Origin of the sequence: Mesorhizobium sp. NZP2298 (genome assembly GCF_013170825.1) — a bacterium.
Taxonomy (GTDB): domain Bacteria; phylum Pseudomonadota; class Alphaproteobacteria; order Rhizobiales; family Rhizobiaceae; genus Mesorhizobium.
The window spans coordinates 3,401,091-3,418,015 of record NZ_CP033365.1; the positions used below are offsets into that span (position 1 = coordinate 3,401,091).

Below are 16,925 nucleotides of genomic sequence, written 5' to 3' on the forward strand. Positions count from 1 at the left end.
GCCGTTTGGGCTTGGTCCGGCAATTACTCGGCGCTCACCGGGAAATCGAAGCGCTGCTTTGGAAAGGGCTCGTGCCCGAGCGTAAAATGCCACCATTCGCGGGCGTAGTTCTTGAAGCCGCCGGCAAGCATGGCCTCGACAAGCCGCTTGCGGTTTGCTGTCACTTGACTGCCGAGCGGTCTGTGCGCTGTCTCGCTCATCGGGTCGAAACAGTCGAAACCGGTGCCGAAGTCGAGTGTATCGGCATCGATGGCGCCACAGGCAGGTTTGGAGACGGATGGACCGTCGACCCGCGCAATCGCGACATCGACGGTCGAACCGCGCGAATGGGTTGACAGTTCACCGACATACCCCTTGGCGATGAGATCGCCACGCCGGACCCTGGGATACCATTGCGGGTCGGGTGGACCGCCCGCTCGCGTCCATTCGCCCATGTCGGCGACAGCGCGGGCAGGGCGGTAGCAGTCGAACACGACCAGCGTCAGGCCTTTCGCGGCGATCGCCTGCTGGACGCCGGCAAGAGCTTGCGCCGCCTGCCGGGTGAGAATGCAGATCGGTGCGTCGTAGCCATTCACCTTGCGGTGCAGGAAATCGTCCGGTCCGGCGTAACGAATGTCCTGGCGGATGGAGGGATCGATATCGGCGAGCCGAACGAAGCCGGTTGGGAGGGGGTCGGCATGTGCCGGCAGAACGGGAGCGACCGTCAGCGCGTAAAAGCCAACGCGCAGAATCGCCTGGTGCACTCTATTCAACGAACACTTTCACGCTGGCCGCTCGCCCGGCCGCGTCGATCACCGTCAACGTCGAATAGCCCGCGCCATCGGGCAGCCAGGTCGCGGTGCGGCGTCGATCGATGCCAGTGAGCGGCTTGCCGTTGGCCAGCCAGCGAAACGGCGCGCGGCCGCCTTGCAGTTTCAGCACCAGCGGCGAGGCATCGGGCGAATTCGTGGCGAGATCGACACGGGCGCCGTCCGGCGGGAAGATGATGGTTGGGGCGGGCTCGGTCGGTGTCGCCTGCACCAGCCCGTCGGCACCGGCGCCGAAGCGGGCGAGTGTCACCGGCAGATCCTCGCGCTTGGGGGTGAAGGCGCCAGGCGGCTTGCCCGGCAGCGGCACGGTGGCGAGGCCGGAGCGGACAAAGCCCTCGAACAGGATCGGGGCCGCCGAGACATAGCCGGAGAGGCCCGGCACGGCGCTGGCATCGGGACGGCCAACCCAGACGCCCAGCACATAGCGGCCGTCGAAGCCGACCGACCATGCGTCGCGGTAGCCGTAGGACGTGCCGGTCTTGTAGGCGATGCCGCGCTGCAGGGCGCCTTCCGGCGGTTTCACGCCCGACAATATGTCGATGATCTGCCAGTTGGCCTGGTCGTTGAGGATGGTGGCGGTGGTGCGTTCGGCATTGGCGGGCTCGGTGCCGTCATGCAGCGTGTGCGTCTTGCCGCCATTGGCGAGGCCCGTATAGAGTTGCACGAGATCGCGCAGCGTGACGCCAACGCCGCCAAGGCCGATGGCCAGGCCGGGCGCCTCGTTGACCGGCAGGATCGGATTGACGCCGGCCTGGCGGAAGCGCGCTGTGAGCCGCGCCGGGCCGACCGCGTCGAGCACGCGGATCGCCGGCACGTTGAGCGACAGTTGCAGCGCCTGGCGGACGCTGACATCGCCCTGGTAGCCCATGTCGAAGTTCTTGGGCCTGTAGCCGCCGAAATCGACCGGGCTGTCCTCGATCAGCGTTTCCTGCGCCACCAGTCCCTGCTCGAAGGCGAGGCCATAGATGAACGGCTTCAGCGTGGAGCCGGGCGAACGCACGATCTTGGTCATGTCGATCCAGCCGGAGCGGCTGGAATCGAAGAAATTGGCCGAGCCGACTTCGCCAAGGATGTCGCCGGTTCGGGAATCGGCCAGCACCATGGCGACGGAGAGGCGCGGCCCGAGCTTGGTGGCGGCGTCGCGCGCCACCTGCTCCAATCCTTGCTGGACGCTTTTGCGGATCGTCAGCTTGAGCGGCTGGCCGGGAACGGCCCTGGGCAGCATCGCATAGGCGGCGTGCGGGGCAAGTGCCGGCAGAGTGCGGCGCAGGCCAGACACGTCGTCGAGGGCGGCGCGTGCCGCCTCGCGTTCGCCGATCAGGCCCGAGGACACCATGCGGGTCAGCACCCGGTCGCGGGCGGCGTGGGCGATTTCGAGATTGCGGTCGGGCCGGCGCTTTTCCGGCAATTGGGGCAGCGCCACGAGCAAGGCGGCTTCGGAGACGGTGAGCCGCTTCGGCTCCTTGCCGAAATAGGCGAGCGAAGCGGCGCGCACGCCTTCCAGGTTGCCGCCATAGGGCGCCAGTGTCAGATAACGTTCGAGGATCTCGCGCTTGGACAGCCGCCGCTCGATCTGGATGGCGCGCAGCATCTGCTTGACCTTGGAGCCGAGGGTGCGGCTTTCGCGCGGCTCGATCAGGCGCGCAAGCTGCATCGAGAGCGTCGAGCCGCCGGAGACGATGTGGCCGCTGGTTGCGAACTGGCCGGCGGCTCGGCAAAGCGCCAGCACGTCGACACCCTCATGGTCCCAGAAGCGCTTGTCCTCATAGGTGACCAGCATGTCGACGAACTGCTTGTCGACCTGGTCGAGATGGGTTTCGAGCCGCCAGTAGCCGTCCGGCGTGGCGAAGGCGCGCAACAGCTGGCCATCGCGGTCCTGGACTTCCGTCGAGACGGTGAGCTCCGCCGGCAAGGGGGGAGGGAAGGCGCGGTCGAGTTCCCAAAGGGTAGCGGCGGAGACCGCGAGAATGCCGGCGCAGGAAGCTAGCGTTATGGCGGCGCGGCGAAGAAGTTTTCTTGAAAGCATGGCGCTGGCCCTCATTGCCCTGCCGGGCATTTCCCCCCGTATAGAGACGGGGAGAAATGGGCCTTCACTGAAGCTTTCGCCAATTTCCAAAGTTGCAGAATTGGTGCCGACGATCGGCACAGTCCCCTTCTCCCCGTCACTATACGGGGAGAAGGTGCCGGCAGGCGGATGAGGGACAGTTCCATCGGCGTGTTCATCTTCGCCAAGGCACCTTACGGCGCCTTGATCTCCATCATGCCGGTGGCGGTCCGGGCCGAGAATTGCGGCCGGTACATGTCTTCCACCGTTGCCGCCGGATGGGCATAGGTGCCCGGCGTCACGGCGCGCACGACATAGGCGAGCGTCAGATTGTGGTCGTGCTCGCCATCGGCCGGGTTGAACGCCGCGACGAAACGGTCGTCGCGGAATTCGAGATGCGCGGCGTCGGTCTGTGCCAGCCAGGAGAAGTTCGTCAATTGCGCGCTGGAAACCAGGCCGGGATTGTCGATCTCGAAGCCGGCGGGCAGGAGGTCGGTGACCAGCAGGCGCGACGGCCAGCTGTTCTGTTCGGTGACCTTGAGCACGACGACATAGCGTTCGTTCTGGGTGGCCTCGGTGACATTGGCTTCGGTGCCATCGAGCTTGTAGTAGGTACGGCTGATGGTGAAGCCATCACCGCCGGCCGGCAGGGGCTGGATCGGCGACGCCACGGTGGTGACGACGGCCTGCAGCGGGGTCTTGCCGGTGTTGGCGATTTCGAGCGGGCTATCGACCAGCTCGGAGCCGTTGACCTGGTTGGAATAGCCGCCCGAATGCGGCGCGCCGTTGACGGTCAGAGTGATCGAATCATTGCCTTCCTTCAGCGCACGGGCCGCCAGCAGCATCCAGGAATCGTCCTGGGTGCTGGTCCAGCGCACTTCGGCGCGCTGCCTGGTCACCAGCTTGATCAGTTCAGGCACGACCGTCGAAACCGGCTTCGATTCCGCCGCCAGCGACAGCATCGCCGCGCCGTCACGCAGCGCCGAGCCGTAGTCGGAGCGGTACCAGTCATAGTCGGTCTGCGACTTGGCGAGCTGCAGCGCGGTCTTGAACGTCGCTTCCGAGCGCTGGGTGTCGCCGTAGAGCGCAAGGCTCGCCGCCAGCTGGGCAACGGCCATCGGGCTCGTGAAGGCTTCGAGCTGGGTGTCCGCGTAGTAGCGCAGATCGCCGATCGAGGCCTTCTTGTTGCGGGCCAGAACGTAAAGGGCGTAGGCGATCTCGCTGCCGCGGTCCTGTACGCTCTGGTCGTAGCCGAGCGAGTTCTGCAGATTGCTCAGCGCCTGGTTCATGGCCAGAGCCGGCACGTCGTATTTCTGCTCGCGCGCCCTGGTCAGGAACTCGCTGACATAGGCGTCGAGCCACAGATCGCCGGAGCCCGGGCCCCAGAGGCCGAAGCTGCCGCTCGAGGATTGATAGCTCAGCACCTTGTAGATGGCATCCTGGATACGGCCGTGCAGGTCAGGGTCGCTTTCCATGCCGATGCCCGAGGCCATCTCGTTGACATAGAGAAGCGGCATGGCGCGGCTGGTGGTCTGTTCGGCGCAGCCATAGGGATAGCGGTCGAGCGTCATCAGGAGCGAGGGCACGTCGAAGGCTGCCGCCTGCGAAACGCCGACGCTGACGGAGGCGCCTTCGAGCAGGCTTGCCGCAAGCAGCTCCTTGTCGACGCGCAGCGCGCCGCCATTGCCCTTGAGGTCGACCACAAGGCGCGTGGTGACCGGCAATTGCGCCGGACGTACCGGCACATAGAGCGTCTGCTCGACCTTGGTGCCGTCGGCATGCGCCAGCTTGATGGTAAGCGAGGCATTGCCCGCCGTCTTCGCGATCAGCGGCACGGTCAGCGTCTGGCGCTTGCCCTGGGCGAGCGTCAGTTTCTGGGGCAGGGGCTTGTCGCCCGTCGACAGGTCGCCGGTCGTGTCGATCGAGAAGGCATAGTCGCCGGCCGGGCCGTCGGTGTCGGCCACGTCAAGCCGCATGACGGCGTTGTCGCCAGGCGCCAGGAAGCGCGGCAGACCGGCGGTGATGACTACCGGATCGCGCACGATCACATCGGACTGGGCATGGCCGACCGCTTCCTTGGTCCAGGCGACGGCCATGACGCGCACGGTGCCGTTGAACTGCGGAATGTCGAAGTCGATCCGCGCCTTGCCGTCGGCGTCGAGTTCGACCGGGCCGGAGAAGAAGGCGACCAGCTTCTCGGTCGGCGGGCTGCCTTGCGCCTGCATGTTGGCGCCGTCACCGCCGGTCCTGAGCTTGCCGGTGGTGCCGAGCGACCCATCGATCAGGCGGCCATAGATGTCGCGGATCTCCATGCCCAGCATGCGCTGGCCGAAGAACCAGTTCTCAGGGTCCGGCGCCTTGTAGTTGGTCAGGTTGAGGATGCCGACATCGACGGCGGCAACCATGACGTAGGCGTTCGTGCCCGGCTGCACGCCGGCCACGGAAACCGGGATAGACAGCTGCTGGCGCGGCATCGTCTTGGCCGGCGGCGTCAAGGTGACCGCGAGCTTCTTCGAGCCCGGATCGACCGTCAGCCATTTCACGCCGATGGCGCGGGCCGGCATGCGCGTTTCCTGCGCATCGCCCGGCCGGAACAGGGTGGCCGTGACATAGGCGCCGGCACCCCAATCGTCGCCAACCGGAATATCGACGGTGCTGCCGCCGGCCGGCACGGTCGCCGTGATGGTCTTCAAGAGCTTGTCGGAACCGATATTGACCAGAAGTTCGCCGGCAAAATGCGGCGAGACTTTCAGCTTGGCCACTTCGCCCGCGGCATAGTTGTCCTTGTCGAGGGCGATCTCCAGTCCGTCAGGCGTTTCGGTGGTCGTCGAGGCGACATACCAGCCGGCGTCGAATTCATAGCTGGTCGCCGGCCCCTCGGGATCCGAGGTCTCGACCTCGAGCCGGTACTGGCCCCAGTCGACCGGCACGGAGACGGTGGCGTCGCCCTCGGCGTTGAGGTCGACCTGGCCATTGGCGATCGACTTGGTGAAGGTAACCGGCTCGTAGTTCCACGAATTGTTGGAGCGGTACCATTGGTAACTGCGTTCGACCTTGACCAGCGTCCACTGCGCGCCCTTCAGTGCCTCGCGCTTGCCATCGGGGTCAACGGCGATCAGGCTGAACTTGGCCGTGCCGCCCTGCGGCACTTCACCATCGGCGAAGTCCGGTCTAATGCCGATCATATGGCCTTGCGGGCGGATGCCGATGTTGAGCGAGCGTTCGATGGCGCGGCCACCGGTTTCGCGCATGCGCACCGTCACCTTGCCGTCGACCAGCTTGGTGGTCGAGGGCAATTGGTCAACGGAGATCGGGAAGGTCGCCTTGCCGTCATCGCCAACGACGGGCAGGTTGGTGAGCGGCGTTACCGTCGGCTCCGCCGACTGCTCGTCGGCGAGACCGAAGGAAAAGTTGGGGAAGCGGTCCCAGTCGCGCGCGGTCGACAGCGTCAGTTCGCCTTCAAGCGCCAGGCCCGCCGCCGGCGCGCCATAGAGGAAGCGGCCGTCAATGTTGATGTTGGCGGTTTCGCCGCGCTCGATCTCCTGCTTGTCGGCCTTCATGTCGAATTCGATGCGATCCGGCACGAAGTCCTCGACCAGGAACATCTGGCTGGCGACCGCCGGCTGCTTTGGGTCGGTGTAGATCGACACCGACCAGGTGCCGCGCATGGCATTGGGTTCAAGCGGCAGGTCGACGGCATGGCCGCCGGCCGAAGCGCCGTCGCTGACGATGCGGCGGTCCTCGACGCCGTCGGGGCGCGAGAAGATGAAGGTCAGCGGCAGGTTCTCAACCGCTTTGGCGGCGCCATCGCGGGCAAGGGCGGCGACATGGACATCCTCGCCGGCGCGGTAGATACCGCGTTCGGTCCAGGCATAGACGTCGAGCGCGCCGGGTGCGGCGCGTCCGGTGACGCCACGGTCGGAGAGGTCGAAGCCGGCCTTGGACATGTCGAGGAAGACGAAATCATTGTCGCCTTGCTTGGCCATCAGCACGGCCGGCACCATGCCGCCGTCGCCGCGTGTCAGGCCGGGGTTGAAGACGGCGTAGCCCTCGGCATCCGACGTCGCGGTGCCGAGAACCTCGTTGTTCCTGGCAACCAGCGTCAGTTCGGCGCCGGCGATCGGCTTGGCCGAGCCCAGCGAACGGGCAAAGACATTGAGCCCATCCTGGCCGGTATAGGTCGACAGGCCGATGTCGGAGACGACGAACCACTGGGTGGCCAGCGAATTGTAGCTGTCGCTCTTGTCGTTGACGGCCTGGGCGGTCAGCACATAGACGCCCGGCTTGCGCTGCGGCAGCGCTTCGTCGACCGGGAAGGAGGTGGTGACTTCCTTGTTGAGGTCGTTGACGATGTCGAGCTGGCCCTGCCAGACCGGCGCGCCCATCTGCTCGGAAATGTTGGAGATGTCATAGCCGTCGAGCTGGTGCAGGAACTGGTAGCCCGACAGAAGCTGCGCCAGCGAACGGTCGCCGATGCGGTAGAGCTTCATTTCGGCGGCGTTCATGTTGACGGTAACGACCGGAATGCCGCGGCGCGCGCCGGCCGGCAGCACGAAACTGTCACCGGTGAAGCGGGCGGACGGGGCGCGGTCCTGCACATAGATCGACAGCACCACGGGAGCGGCGGTCACTTCGCCGATCGCCGCCGGCAGGCCGGCGCGGAAGGTCACCTCGTAATGCTGGCCGTGTTCGAGCCCTTCGACGCAGATCTGCTTGTCCTTGGCCTCGACGCCCTTCGGCGGCGCGTTGTCGACGGTGACAAACTGCGCATAGTCGACGCCGGTCTTGACCAGATCCTCGGAGAATTGCGCGCAGATGCGCGGCGCGCTGGTGTCGGCATCGACGCTGTGGTCGATGACGCGGAAACCCTTGCGAGCCTTCAGATCGGCATAGTCGGCCTGGACGGCGGGGGACGTTACGAGCGCAAGGCTTGCCTCATAGGCCTGCAGGGCAGGCCGATAGAGATCGCGCTTGTCGAGGCCGGCGCCGAGCAGCGCCAGCACATCGGCGCGGGTCTTGGTGGTGCGCAAAAGCTTGTAGGCGTTGAAGGCGGCCGAAGTGGCGTTCATCGGCAAGGTAGACGCTTCGGAGGTGTTGGCGGCGGGCTGCACGGCCAGCGTTTCGCGCGCCAGATTGAGCCAGAGCTGGCCATCATCGGGCATTACCGAGACCGCGGCCTCGTATTTCTGCATGGCGGAACGATGGTCGCCGGTCAGCACGGCCTGCTCGGCCGCGTTGATCAGGGCCGCCATGCCTTCGGTCGGCTTGTCATAGGCCGGGCCAAGCAGCCTGTTGCGGTATTGCTGCGCCTGATCGGCCATCCAGTTGGGGAAGAAGGCGAGTTCCGGCGGCGCGCCGATATCCGGATCGCCGTCAATGTTGACGATCTTGCCGGCAACTGCTCCGTTGAAGGGCTTCAGCTGGTTGTAGTCGGATTTGAGGAAGCACCATTTGGCCTTGGTGTTGTAAGTGAAGGCGCGGCAGGCCGGGTCGCCAAGGCATGTTGTCTTGCACTGGTCGAGGGTGACATTCTGGTCGGATCGCAGATCGAAGCCGAAATAATCGGAATTGTCGGTCGTTGCGATTCGCCGGGCCTCGGCCGCTTGCGCGATGCCGTTCCAGGCCAAGGCATTGGCCCAGGCGAAGAAAAGAAGGATCAGAATCGACAGACCACGAGCCGTGCGCATTGCCATAACACCCTCCAGACAATTGCAGACGTCCGGGCATGTTCAAGCTTCAGTCGAGCTTGTCAACGCGCGGACGCGGCAGGTTCCGCCTGCCAACGGTTTATTTTCCGGCCAAGGACCGGTATGCGGACAGTAACCTCCATAGGGCGGGGGATCACGCTTTCTTGCGGAAACGCAGAAGGTGTGAATTCCAAGCCCGTCCTATTTCAGACAATTGGATTGTGGCCCCTTTACGTGCGCTTCAGAACTTCATTCCAATTTTAGTTTTGTAACCTAGGTTGTCTTAATGCCAGCGCATGAAAAGCAGATGTCAGGAGGGACCGCGCCAGGGCGCGTTCTTTCGCGCGCCCTGCTTTTGGCCATGATCTGCTCGACCGCGCTGGTCGCCGAATCAAGGTCCGCGGCTGCGTTCGAACTTTTCGGCATCAAGCTGTGGGGGTCGTCCAACGACGAGGACGCCGACATTGTCGACCCGCTGCGCTATGCCGTGACCATCACAGCGCCCGATGCGGACAAGGATCTTGTCAAGAAGCTCGAGAACGCCTCGGCGCTGAAGGGCGACGAGGACCGGCCGGTCTCCGGCTCGCTCGGGCTGATGGCGAAGGCGCGCAGCGACCGCGAACAGCTGGTTGCCGCGCTTTACGCCGATGCCCGCTACGAAGGCGTGGTCACCATCACCATCGACGGCAAGTCGCTCGACGAATTGCCGCCGGACGCCGAATTCAAGGGCCCGCAGCCGATTCCAGTGGCGATCAATATCGCGACCGGCCCCAAGTTCACCCTCGGCGATATCAGGCTGGAAGGGGACGCGGCAGGGCTGATGAGCGCCGACTACGGCCTGATATCGGGCGGCGACGCGGGATCGGGGGCGGTGCTCAAGGCCGAGGCGCTGATCGTGCGCACGTTGAAAGAACAGGGCCGGCCGCTCGCCAAGGTGACCGACCGGCAGATCGTCGCCGACCATGCCACCTCGACGCTCGACGTGACGCTGACGGTCGCGGCAGGCCCCGTCGCCGGCTACGGCGCGACAACGGTGGAAGGCACCGAGAAGGTCGACCGCGACTTCACCGAATACATGACCGGGCTGAAGCGTGGCCGGCAGTACTCGCCGCAGGAGATCAGCGATGCGCGTGACAGGCTGCTGGCGCTCGAGGTTTTCAACAGCGTGACCTTCAAGGAGGCCGACAAGCTCGATGCCGACGGCAACATTCCGATCGGCGTCCAGGTCAGCGAGCGCAAGCCGCGCTATTTCGGCCTGGGCGGCACCTTCTCGAACACGGAAGGCCTCGGCCTGGAAGGCTATTGGGGGCACCGCAACCTGTTTGGTCACGCGGAAAAGCTGCGCATCGATGGCGCCATCAGCGGTATCGGCAGCAACAATCTGTCCGATCTGAACTACAATGCCGGCATCATGTTCGAGAAACCCGGCGTGATCGGGCCGGCGTCGAAGTTCTTTGCCAGCGTGAAGACCGTACTCGAGCATCCCGACGCCTACGACCATTTCTCGGTCAAGGGCAGCACCGGCCTGTCCTATGAACTCGACAAGAAGCAGACCGTCTCGGCGGAGGTGGCGCTCGACTATTCCAGGATCACGGATGCGTTCGGCAAGCACACCTACCTGATCGCCAGCGTTCCGCTGCAATATGTCTATGACAACAGGGATAGCAGGCTGAACCCGACCAGGGGCTTCCGGGTTCTGGCCTATGCCGAGCCGAGCTACGACATTATGAGCGGGGCCGCCTTCCTCAAGCTGAAGGGGGAGGGGTCGGCCTATCAGTCGCTGGATACGGCCTCGAAGTTCGTACTGGCCGAGCGTGTCGCCGTCGGCTCGATCGTCGGCACGGGGCTTGAAAACGTTCCAGCCGACCGGCGCTTCTACTCCGGCGGCGGCGGCTCGGTGCGCGGCTATGCCTATCAGGGCATCGGCCCGAAAGACTTCACTGGCCAGCCGATCGGCGGCCTGTCCTTCTTCGAGACCTCGGTGGAGATGCGCATCGCCGTCACCGACACGATCGGCATCGTGCCGTTCGTCGATGCCGGCACGGTGTCGACCAAGTCAGTTCCCAACTTCTCCGACGTCAAGGTCGGCGCCGGCGTCGGCCTGCGCTATGTGACGCCATTCGGGCCGCTACGCATCGATGCCGCCGTGCCGCTCAACCGCGATCCCAGCGATCCGCATTTCGGCATCTATGCCGGCATCGGGCAGGCGTTTTGACATGAAGACGGTCTGGCGCATCCTTCGCATTGTTTTTTACACGCTGCTGATCGTGGTCGCGGGCGCGATCGGCGCTCTCGTCGTCCTGACCAAGACCGAGCACGGACGCGACAATCTCGCCGGTATCATTTCGCGGCTGGCCTCGAGCGACGACCGCAAGGTCACGGTCAGCGGCATCGACGGCATCTGGTCGGGCGCGCTCAGCGTCGACCATGTCGTGCTGGAAGACCGCAACGGTGCCTGGCTGGTGGCGCGCAAGGTCGCCGTCGACTGGTCGCCGCTGGCGCTGCTGTCGAAAAGCTTCAGTGCCGACCGCATCGCGGCAGAGCGCGTCGAACTGGCGCGCCTGCCGGTGGCCGGCACGCAACAGCCGGCGCCGAGCGGCGGCACGACGACATTGCCGGTTTCCATCGACATCAAGCAGATCGACCTGCCGGAAATCGCGCTTGGCCAGCAACTGGCCGGCAGCGGCATCGCCGAACTCGCCGCCAAGGGGATGCTCAAGGCCGATGCGGCGCCGCTGGCGGTCGAGACCACGCTCAACGTCACCCGCCATGACGGCAAGCAAGGCAGTGTCGATGCGAACATCCACTTCGCGCCAGCCGACAACAGGCTCGACCTCAAGCTCAAGGCTTCGGAGCCGGCAGGCGGTATTATCGCCAATCTGCTCAAGCTGCCCGATACGCCGCCGGTCGATATAACCGTCTCAGGCACGGGGCCGCTCGCCAACTGGAACGGCATTGCCACGTTCACGGTAGACGGCGAGATCGTCACTCAGCTGACGGGCCGCCACCAGTCGACCGACAAGGGCAGCCACGTCGAGGCGAAGGGTGACGGCGATTTTGCCCGCTTCCTGCCGGAGAATTTGAAGTCGCTGTTTGCCGGCAAGACCAGTTTCGATGTCGCGGGCACCGCGACATCGGCCGGCGGCATCAGTGTCGACCGCGCCAGCATCGAAAGCGATGCCATTCATGGCACAGCGACCGGCATCGCCGATCCGGCCGGTGCCAGCGACCTGTCTGTGGAAATTGCCGCCAAGGGCGCGCCTGTACAGATCACCGTGGGAAGTGCCGCGCAACCGATCACGCTGGCGATCAGGAACGCGACCGCGCGTGCGTTCGGCGACGGCAAGGCGCCGATCGTCGACATCGGTGCCTCGCTGGCTTCGGTGGTGGCGGGCGGCACGCAACTGAACGACCTTGCGGCGCAGATCCATTCCGACGGCTTCGACATCCAGAATCGCTCCGGGCCGGTCGCCGTCAAGCTGACGGCGGGCGGGTTGAAGACCGACGTGGCGACGCTGGCTCCGCTGGTCACCGGCAAGGTCGATGTCGATCTCGCCGGATCGCTGAGCAAGGATGCCATCATCATCGACCAGGGCACGCTGCGTTCCGATGCGCTCAATGCCTCCCTGACGATGACGGTGGCACTCGCGGACCTGTCGATGCAGCTCAAGATGAATGCCGATGCGGTGTCGACCGCCTTGCCGCCGCAGATCAGTTCGGTGCTCGGCGAGCGGGTGAAATTCTCGGCCGCCGCGACGCGCGATCCGCAAGGGGCCTTCGCCGCCAATTCGATCTCGTTGACCTCCGGGACGCTCAGCGCCAGCGGCACCGCCAGCGCGCAGGGTACCGACATCCAGGCCGACATCAAGGGCACGCTCGGCGACGTTTCGGTGCTGTCGCCGATGGTCGGCGTGCCGGTTGCCGGCGGCGTCGATTTCGCCCTGTCGGCCAGCGGTTCCAGGACGGCCCCGGATTTCACCGTCTCCGCCAATAGCGACAGCCTGACGGCCTCGGGCCGCACGGTGAAGGCGATCAAGCTGACGGCAAGCGGCAAGGCCGACATAGCGAGCCCTTCCGCCGATGTTTCGTTGACGGGCGCCGTCAACGATCAGCCGCTCGACGTCAAGGCGGTGCTGGTGACGAGCGAGGGCAAGCGGTCGATCAACGGCTTGCTCATCTCGCTGGGCGACAACAAGGTTTCGGGCGACCTGGCACTGGATGACAAGTTCATGCCCCTGGGCACGCTGACGCTCGCAGCACCCGCAATCGACCAGTTGGCGGCGCTTGCCGGCCAGGCGGTGACGGGTGATATCAACGGCACCATCAATTTCGCCAAGGACGGCGAGTCGCCGTCGGTCACCATCGATGCCAAGAGCACCTCGATCGCGCGTGGCGAGGTGACCGCCAAGGCGATCGCCGTCAACGCGCTGATCGCCAACTACCTCAAGGCACCGGCGATCTCGGGCACCATCAAGGCTGACTCGGTCACGTCGGGCGCCACCGAGATCAGCGGCATCGGCGTCGACCTGAAGCGCGACGGCGACTGGACCAATTTCACCGGCGGCGCGACGATAGCGGGCATTCCAGCGACAGCGGCCGGCCGGGTCAAGATCGCTCAGGGCACCACCAGCGTCGAGATCGCCTCGGGGGAAGCGACGGTCCGCGGCATCAAGGCGGCGATCGCCCAACCCTCGACACTGACCATCGCCAATGGCACCACCAGCATCGAGAAGCTGGCGCTCGACATTGGTGGCGGCGCGGTGACGTTGTCGGGCAGCGCCGGCCAGACGCTCGATCTCGCCGCACAGTTCTCGGCGCTGCCAGCGGCGCTTGCCGATGATTTTGCGCCCGGCCTCGATGCCCTGGGTACACTTGGCGGCACGGCGCAAGTGACGGGAACGCCGTCCGCCCCGGAAGTTCGGTTCAGCGCGCAGCTTGCCGGCGCCGAAACCAGCCAGACCCGCCAGGCCGGGCTTGGCCCGCTCGCGGTCGATGCGGCCGGCAGCTACACCTTGGCTGGCGGCATCGTCCTCGATCATGCGACACTGTCCGGCGACAAGATTTCCGGCACGGCCGCCGGCACCATCAATCCGAACGGCGCCAGCGATTTTGCCCTGGATCTCACCTCATCCGGCCCCAGCCTGCCGCTGACCGTCGGCAGTGCCGATAGCCCTGTGAAGATCGAGGTCAAGTCCTTGTCGGCAAAGGTGGCGGGGGAGAGCACGAAGGCTCGCCTGGATGTCTCCGCGATCCTGCCTTCGGTCGTCACCAGCCCGGCGAAGGTGGACGGACTTGTCCTGGCGCTGCATTCCGATGCGTTCGATCTCAAGAACCGCGCCGGAGCGGTTTCCGGCACGGTGTCGGTGGACAAGGTCGGCCTCGACAATGCGGCGATCGCGCCGCTGATCGCCGGCAAGGTCACGGCCGCTCTCAATGCCCGGCTGAGCGCCGATTCCGTCGCGATCGACAGCGGCTCGCTCAAAAGCGATGCGCTCAACAGCCAGGTTGCCGGACAGGTATCGCTGCGCGACGGCGCCATCGACCTCAAGCTCAATGCGGATGCTCCGTCATCGGCCTTGCCGGCCGCGGCACGCGGCTTGCTTGGTGAACGGGCGCAGATCAGCGCCACGCTGAAGCGCGATCCCAACGGCAGCATCAATGTCGATGGGCTGAAGCTGGTCTCTGGCGCGCTGACCGCCGGCGGGCAAGCCAGCCTTGCCGACAACAAGCTGGCCGCCGACATCAAAGGCGCGCTGAGCGACATCTCACTGCTATCCAAGGACGCCAAGGGCGCCATTGCCTTCGCGCTGAACGCTCAGGGGCCGGCCATCGCCCCCGACCTGTCGCTGACCATCAACAGCGATCGGCTGCTGGTGGCGGAGCGCGAGATCACCGGGCTGAAGCTCATCGCCACCGGCAAGGCCGATGCCGCCAACCCGGCGGCGAATGTGCAGTTGACCGGCAATGTCGCGGGACAGGCCCTGCAGGGCAGCGCGGTGCTGGCGACGGCGGATGGCAAGAGCGCCATCAACGGTCTGCTCCTGTCGCTGGGCCAGAATAAGATCTCCGGCGATCTGGCGCTGGACGACAAGTTCGTGCCCGAGGGCACGATCTCGCTCGACCTGCCCGATATCGGCCCGCTCGCCGCGCTGGCACTGGAAAAGGCCGAAGGCGACGTGCGTGGCACGATCGCCTTTACGAAGAATGGCGCCGCACCCCAGGTTGCCATCAAGGTGGCCACCGCCTCGATCACGCGCGGCGACCTGCAGGCGAAGGCCGTCTCCATCGATGCGCTGATCGCCAACTATCTCGCCGCTCCAGTCATTTCGGGCAAGATCCGCGCCGACAGCGTCATATCAGGCGGCACCGTGATCAGCGGCATCGATGTCGATCTGAAGCGCGATGGCGACTGGACCGGCTTTTCCGGCGGCGCCACGGTCAAGGGCATTCCGGCCAAGGCCGCGGGCCGCGTGAAGGTGGCCAATGGCACGACCACGATCGAGCTCGCCTCGGGCCAGGCGACCGTCCAGGGCATCAAGGCGGCGATCGCCCAGGCGTCGACCGTCAGCATCGCCAACGGCACGACGACGCTCGACCGGCTGGTGCTCAATCTCGGCGGCGGCACGGCGACGGTGACCGGCAAGGTCGGGCAGACGCTCGACATCAACGCGACGCTGGCGCGGGTGCCGATGTCGCTCGCCAACAGTTTCTCGCCGGGCCTCGATGCTGCCGGTTCGATTTCAGGCACGGTGAAGGTGACCGGCGCGCCGGCCAGTCCGGCCGTGGCCTTCAACATCGACGCGACCGGCGTGCAGACGTCGCAGACCCGCGGCGCCGGGGTCGGCGCGGTAAGCGTTTCCTCGTCCGGCACGTTTGCCGGCAACAAGCTGACCTTCAACGCCAATGTCAGCGACGGCGCCGGACTTGGCCTCAAGGGCGGCGGCACGGTGACGACGGCGGGCACGCCGGCGCTCGTGCTCGACTTCAATGGCGCCGTGCCATTCGGCCTCCTCAGCCAGAAGCTTGCCGCGCAAGGCCTGGCACTGACGGGAACCGCCAATGTCAACGTCCAGGTGCGTGGCCCCGCGACGTCGCCTGTCATCGGCGGCAGCGTCAGCACCTCCGGTGCGCGGCTTGTCGATGCGCGCTCGGGCCTGGCCGTCAACGATCTCACGGCCGACGTCTCGATCGGCGGCGGCGTCGCCAGGATCAACCGGCTGACCGGAACGCTGTCGACGCGCGGCAGCCTGTCGGCGAGCGGCACGGTCGGCATCGACCCGGCGCAAGGCTTCCCGGCCGACCTTTCGATCAAGCTGACCGACGGCCGCTATACGGATGGACGCGTTGTGACCGCCAATCTCGGCGGCGACCTGACGATCAAGGGGCCGCTGACAGCGGCACCGGTGATTGCCGGTACCGTCAATCTCGCCAAGACCGTCATCACGGTTCCGGACAAATTGCCGGGCTCGCTCTCGGCGCTCGACGTCAAGCACAAGAACGCGCCAAGCGCCGTCAAGGCGCAGGACAAGGCGCTGCGCCCGGCGACGGCCAGCGGCAAGAGCGGCGGCAGCGGTCTCGCGCTCGATGTCACCGTCAACGCGCCGAACCAGATCTTCATCCAGGGCAGGGGCGTCGATGCCGAACTCGGCGGCTCGCTCCGCCTGACCGGCCCGGCCTCGTCACCGCAGGCGGTCGGCACCTTCACCCTGCAGCGCGGCCGGCTGTCGATCCTGGGCAAGCGGCTGACCTTCACCGAGGGCACCGTTGGCTTCTCCGGCTCGCTGGTGCCCTATCTCAACCTGACGGCGACAACGACGACGACCGGCGCCACCGTCACCATCGTGGTGTCGGGCGAGGCGACCAACCCGAAATTCACCTTCTCCTCGGTGCCGGCGCTGCCCGAGGACGAGGTGCTGGCGCAACTGATCTTCGGCCGCTCGATGTCGAACCTGTCGCCGCTGCAGATCGCGCAGCTTGCCGAAGCCGCCGCGCAACTGGCCGGCGTCGGCGGCTCGACCTCGCTGCTCGAAAACCTGCGCAGTGCCATAGGGGTCGACGATCTCGATGTGACCACGGACAGTCAGGGCGGGACGGCGGTCTCGGCCGGCAAATACCTGAACGACCGCACCTATGTGACCATCCAGAAGGGCGACAAGCCGGGTTCGGGCAAGGCGACCATCGACCTCAATGTCGGGCGTGGCGTCAAGTTGCGCGGCGAGGCGACGGACGCCGGCGAGGCCAAGGGCGGCATCTTCTACGAAAAGGAATATTGAGAGGCTGGCCCTCACCATGGCCGCGACTGGCGCTGTCGTAACCAGCGCCAATGTCTCAGTTTAATCGCCTTGGGAGGAATCTGGGCGCACTAGCAATTTTGCGTCAAGACTG

Annotated in this window: 5 protein-coding genes; 2 read left to right on the forward strand and 3 right to left on the reverse strand. The window is 65.7% G+C overall.

Annotated elements, in window-relative coordinates:
- Positions 1-23: 23 nt before the first annotated feature.
- The 3 genes from EB231_RS16540 to EB231_RS16550 form a co-directional block, all read right to left on the reverse strand.
- Positions 24-752: a M15 family metallopeptidase gene (locus EB231_RS16540; protein WP_172349744.1), complete on the reverse strand. Its 729-nt coding sequence runs from the start codon at positions 750-752 to the stop codon at positions 24-26.
- On the reverse strand, positions 745-2,835 hold the full coding sequence (gene pbpC, locus EB231_RS16545; protein ID WP_172349745.1) for a penicillin-binding protein 1C: 2,091 nt from the start codon (positions 2,833-2,835) through the stop codon (positions 745-747). The genes EB231_RS16540 and pbpC overlap by 8 nt, the downstream gene beginning before the upstream one ends.
- A gap of 212 nt (positions 2,836-3,047) precedes the next feature.
- Positions 3,048-8,546, reverse strand: coding sequence for an alpha-2-macroglobulin family protein (locus EB231_RS16550; RefSeq protein ID WP_172349746.1), 5,499 nt, complete (start codon positions 8,544-8,546; stop codon positions 3,048-3,050).
- Positions 8,547-8,826: 280 nt separating this feature from the next.
- On the opposite strand from EB231_RS16550, the gene EB231_RS16555 reads away from it, so the two are divergent.
- A complete protein-coding gene (locus EB231_RS16555; RefSeq protein WP_172349747.1) occupies positions 8,827-10,755 on the forward strand; it encodes an autotransporter assembly complex protein TamA in 1,929 nt (642 codons plus the stop codon).
- 1 nt (position 10,756) lies between these two features.
- Positions 10,757-16,813, forward strand: a complete 6,057-nt coding sequence (locus EB231_RS16560; protein WP_172349748.1) for a translocation/assembly module TamB domain-containing protein — start codon at positions 10,757-10,759, stop codon at positions 16,811-16,813.
- The last annotated feature ends 112 nt before the right edge of the window (positions 16,814-16,925 follow it).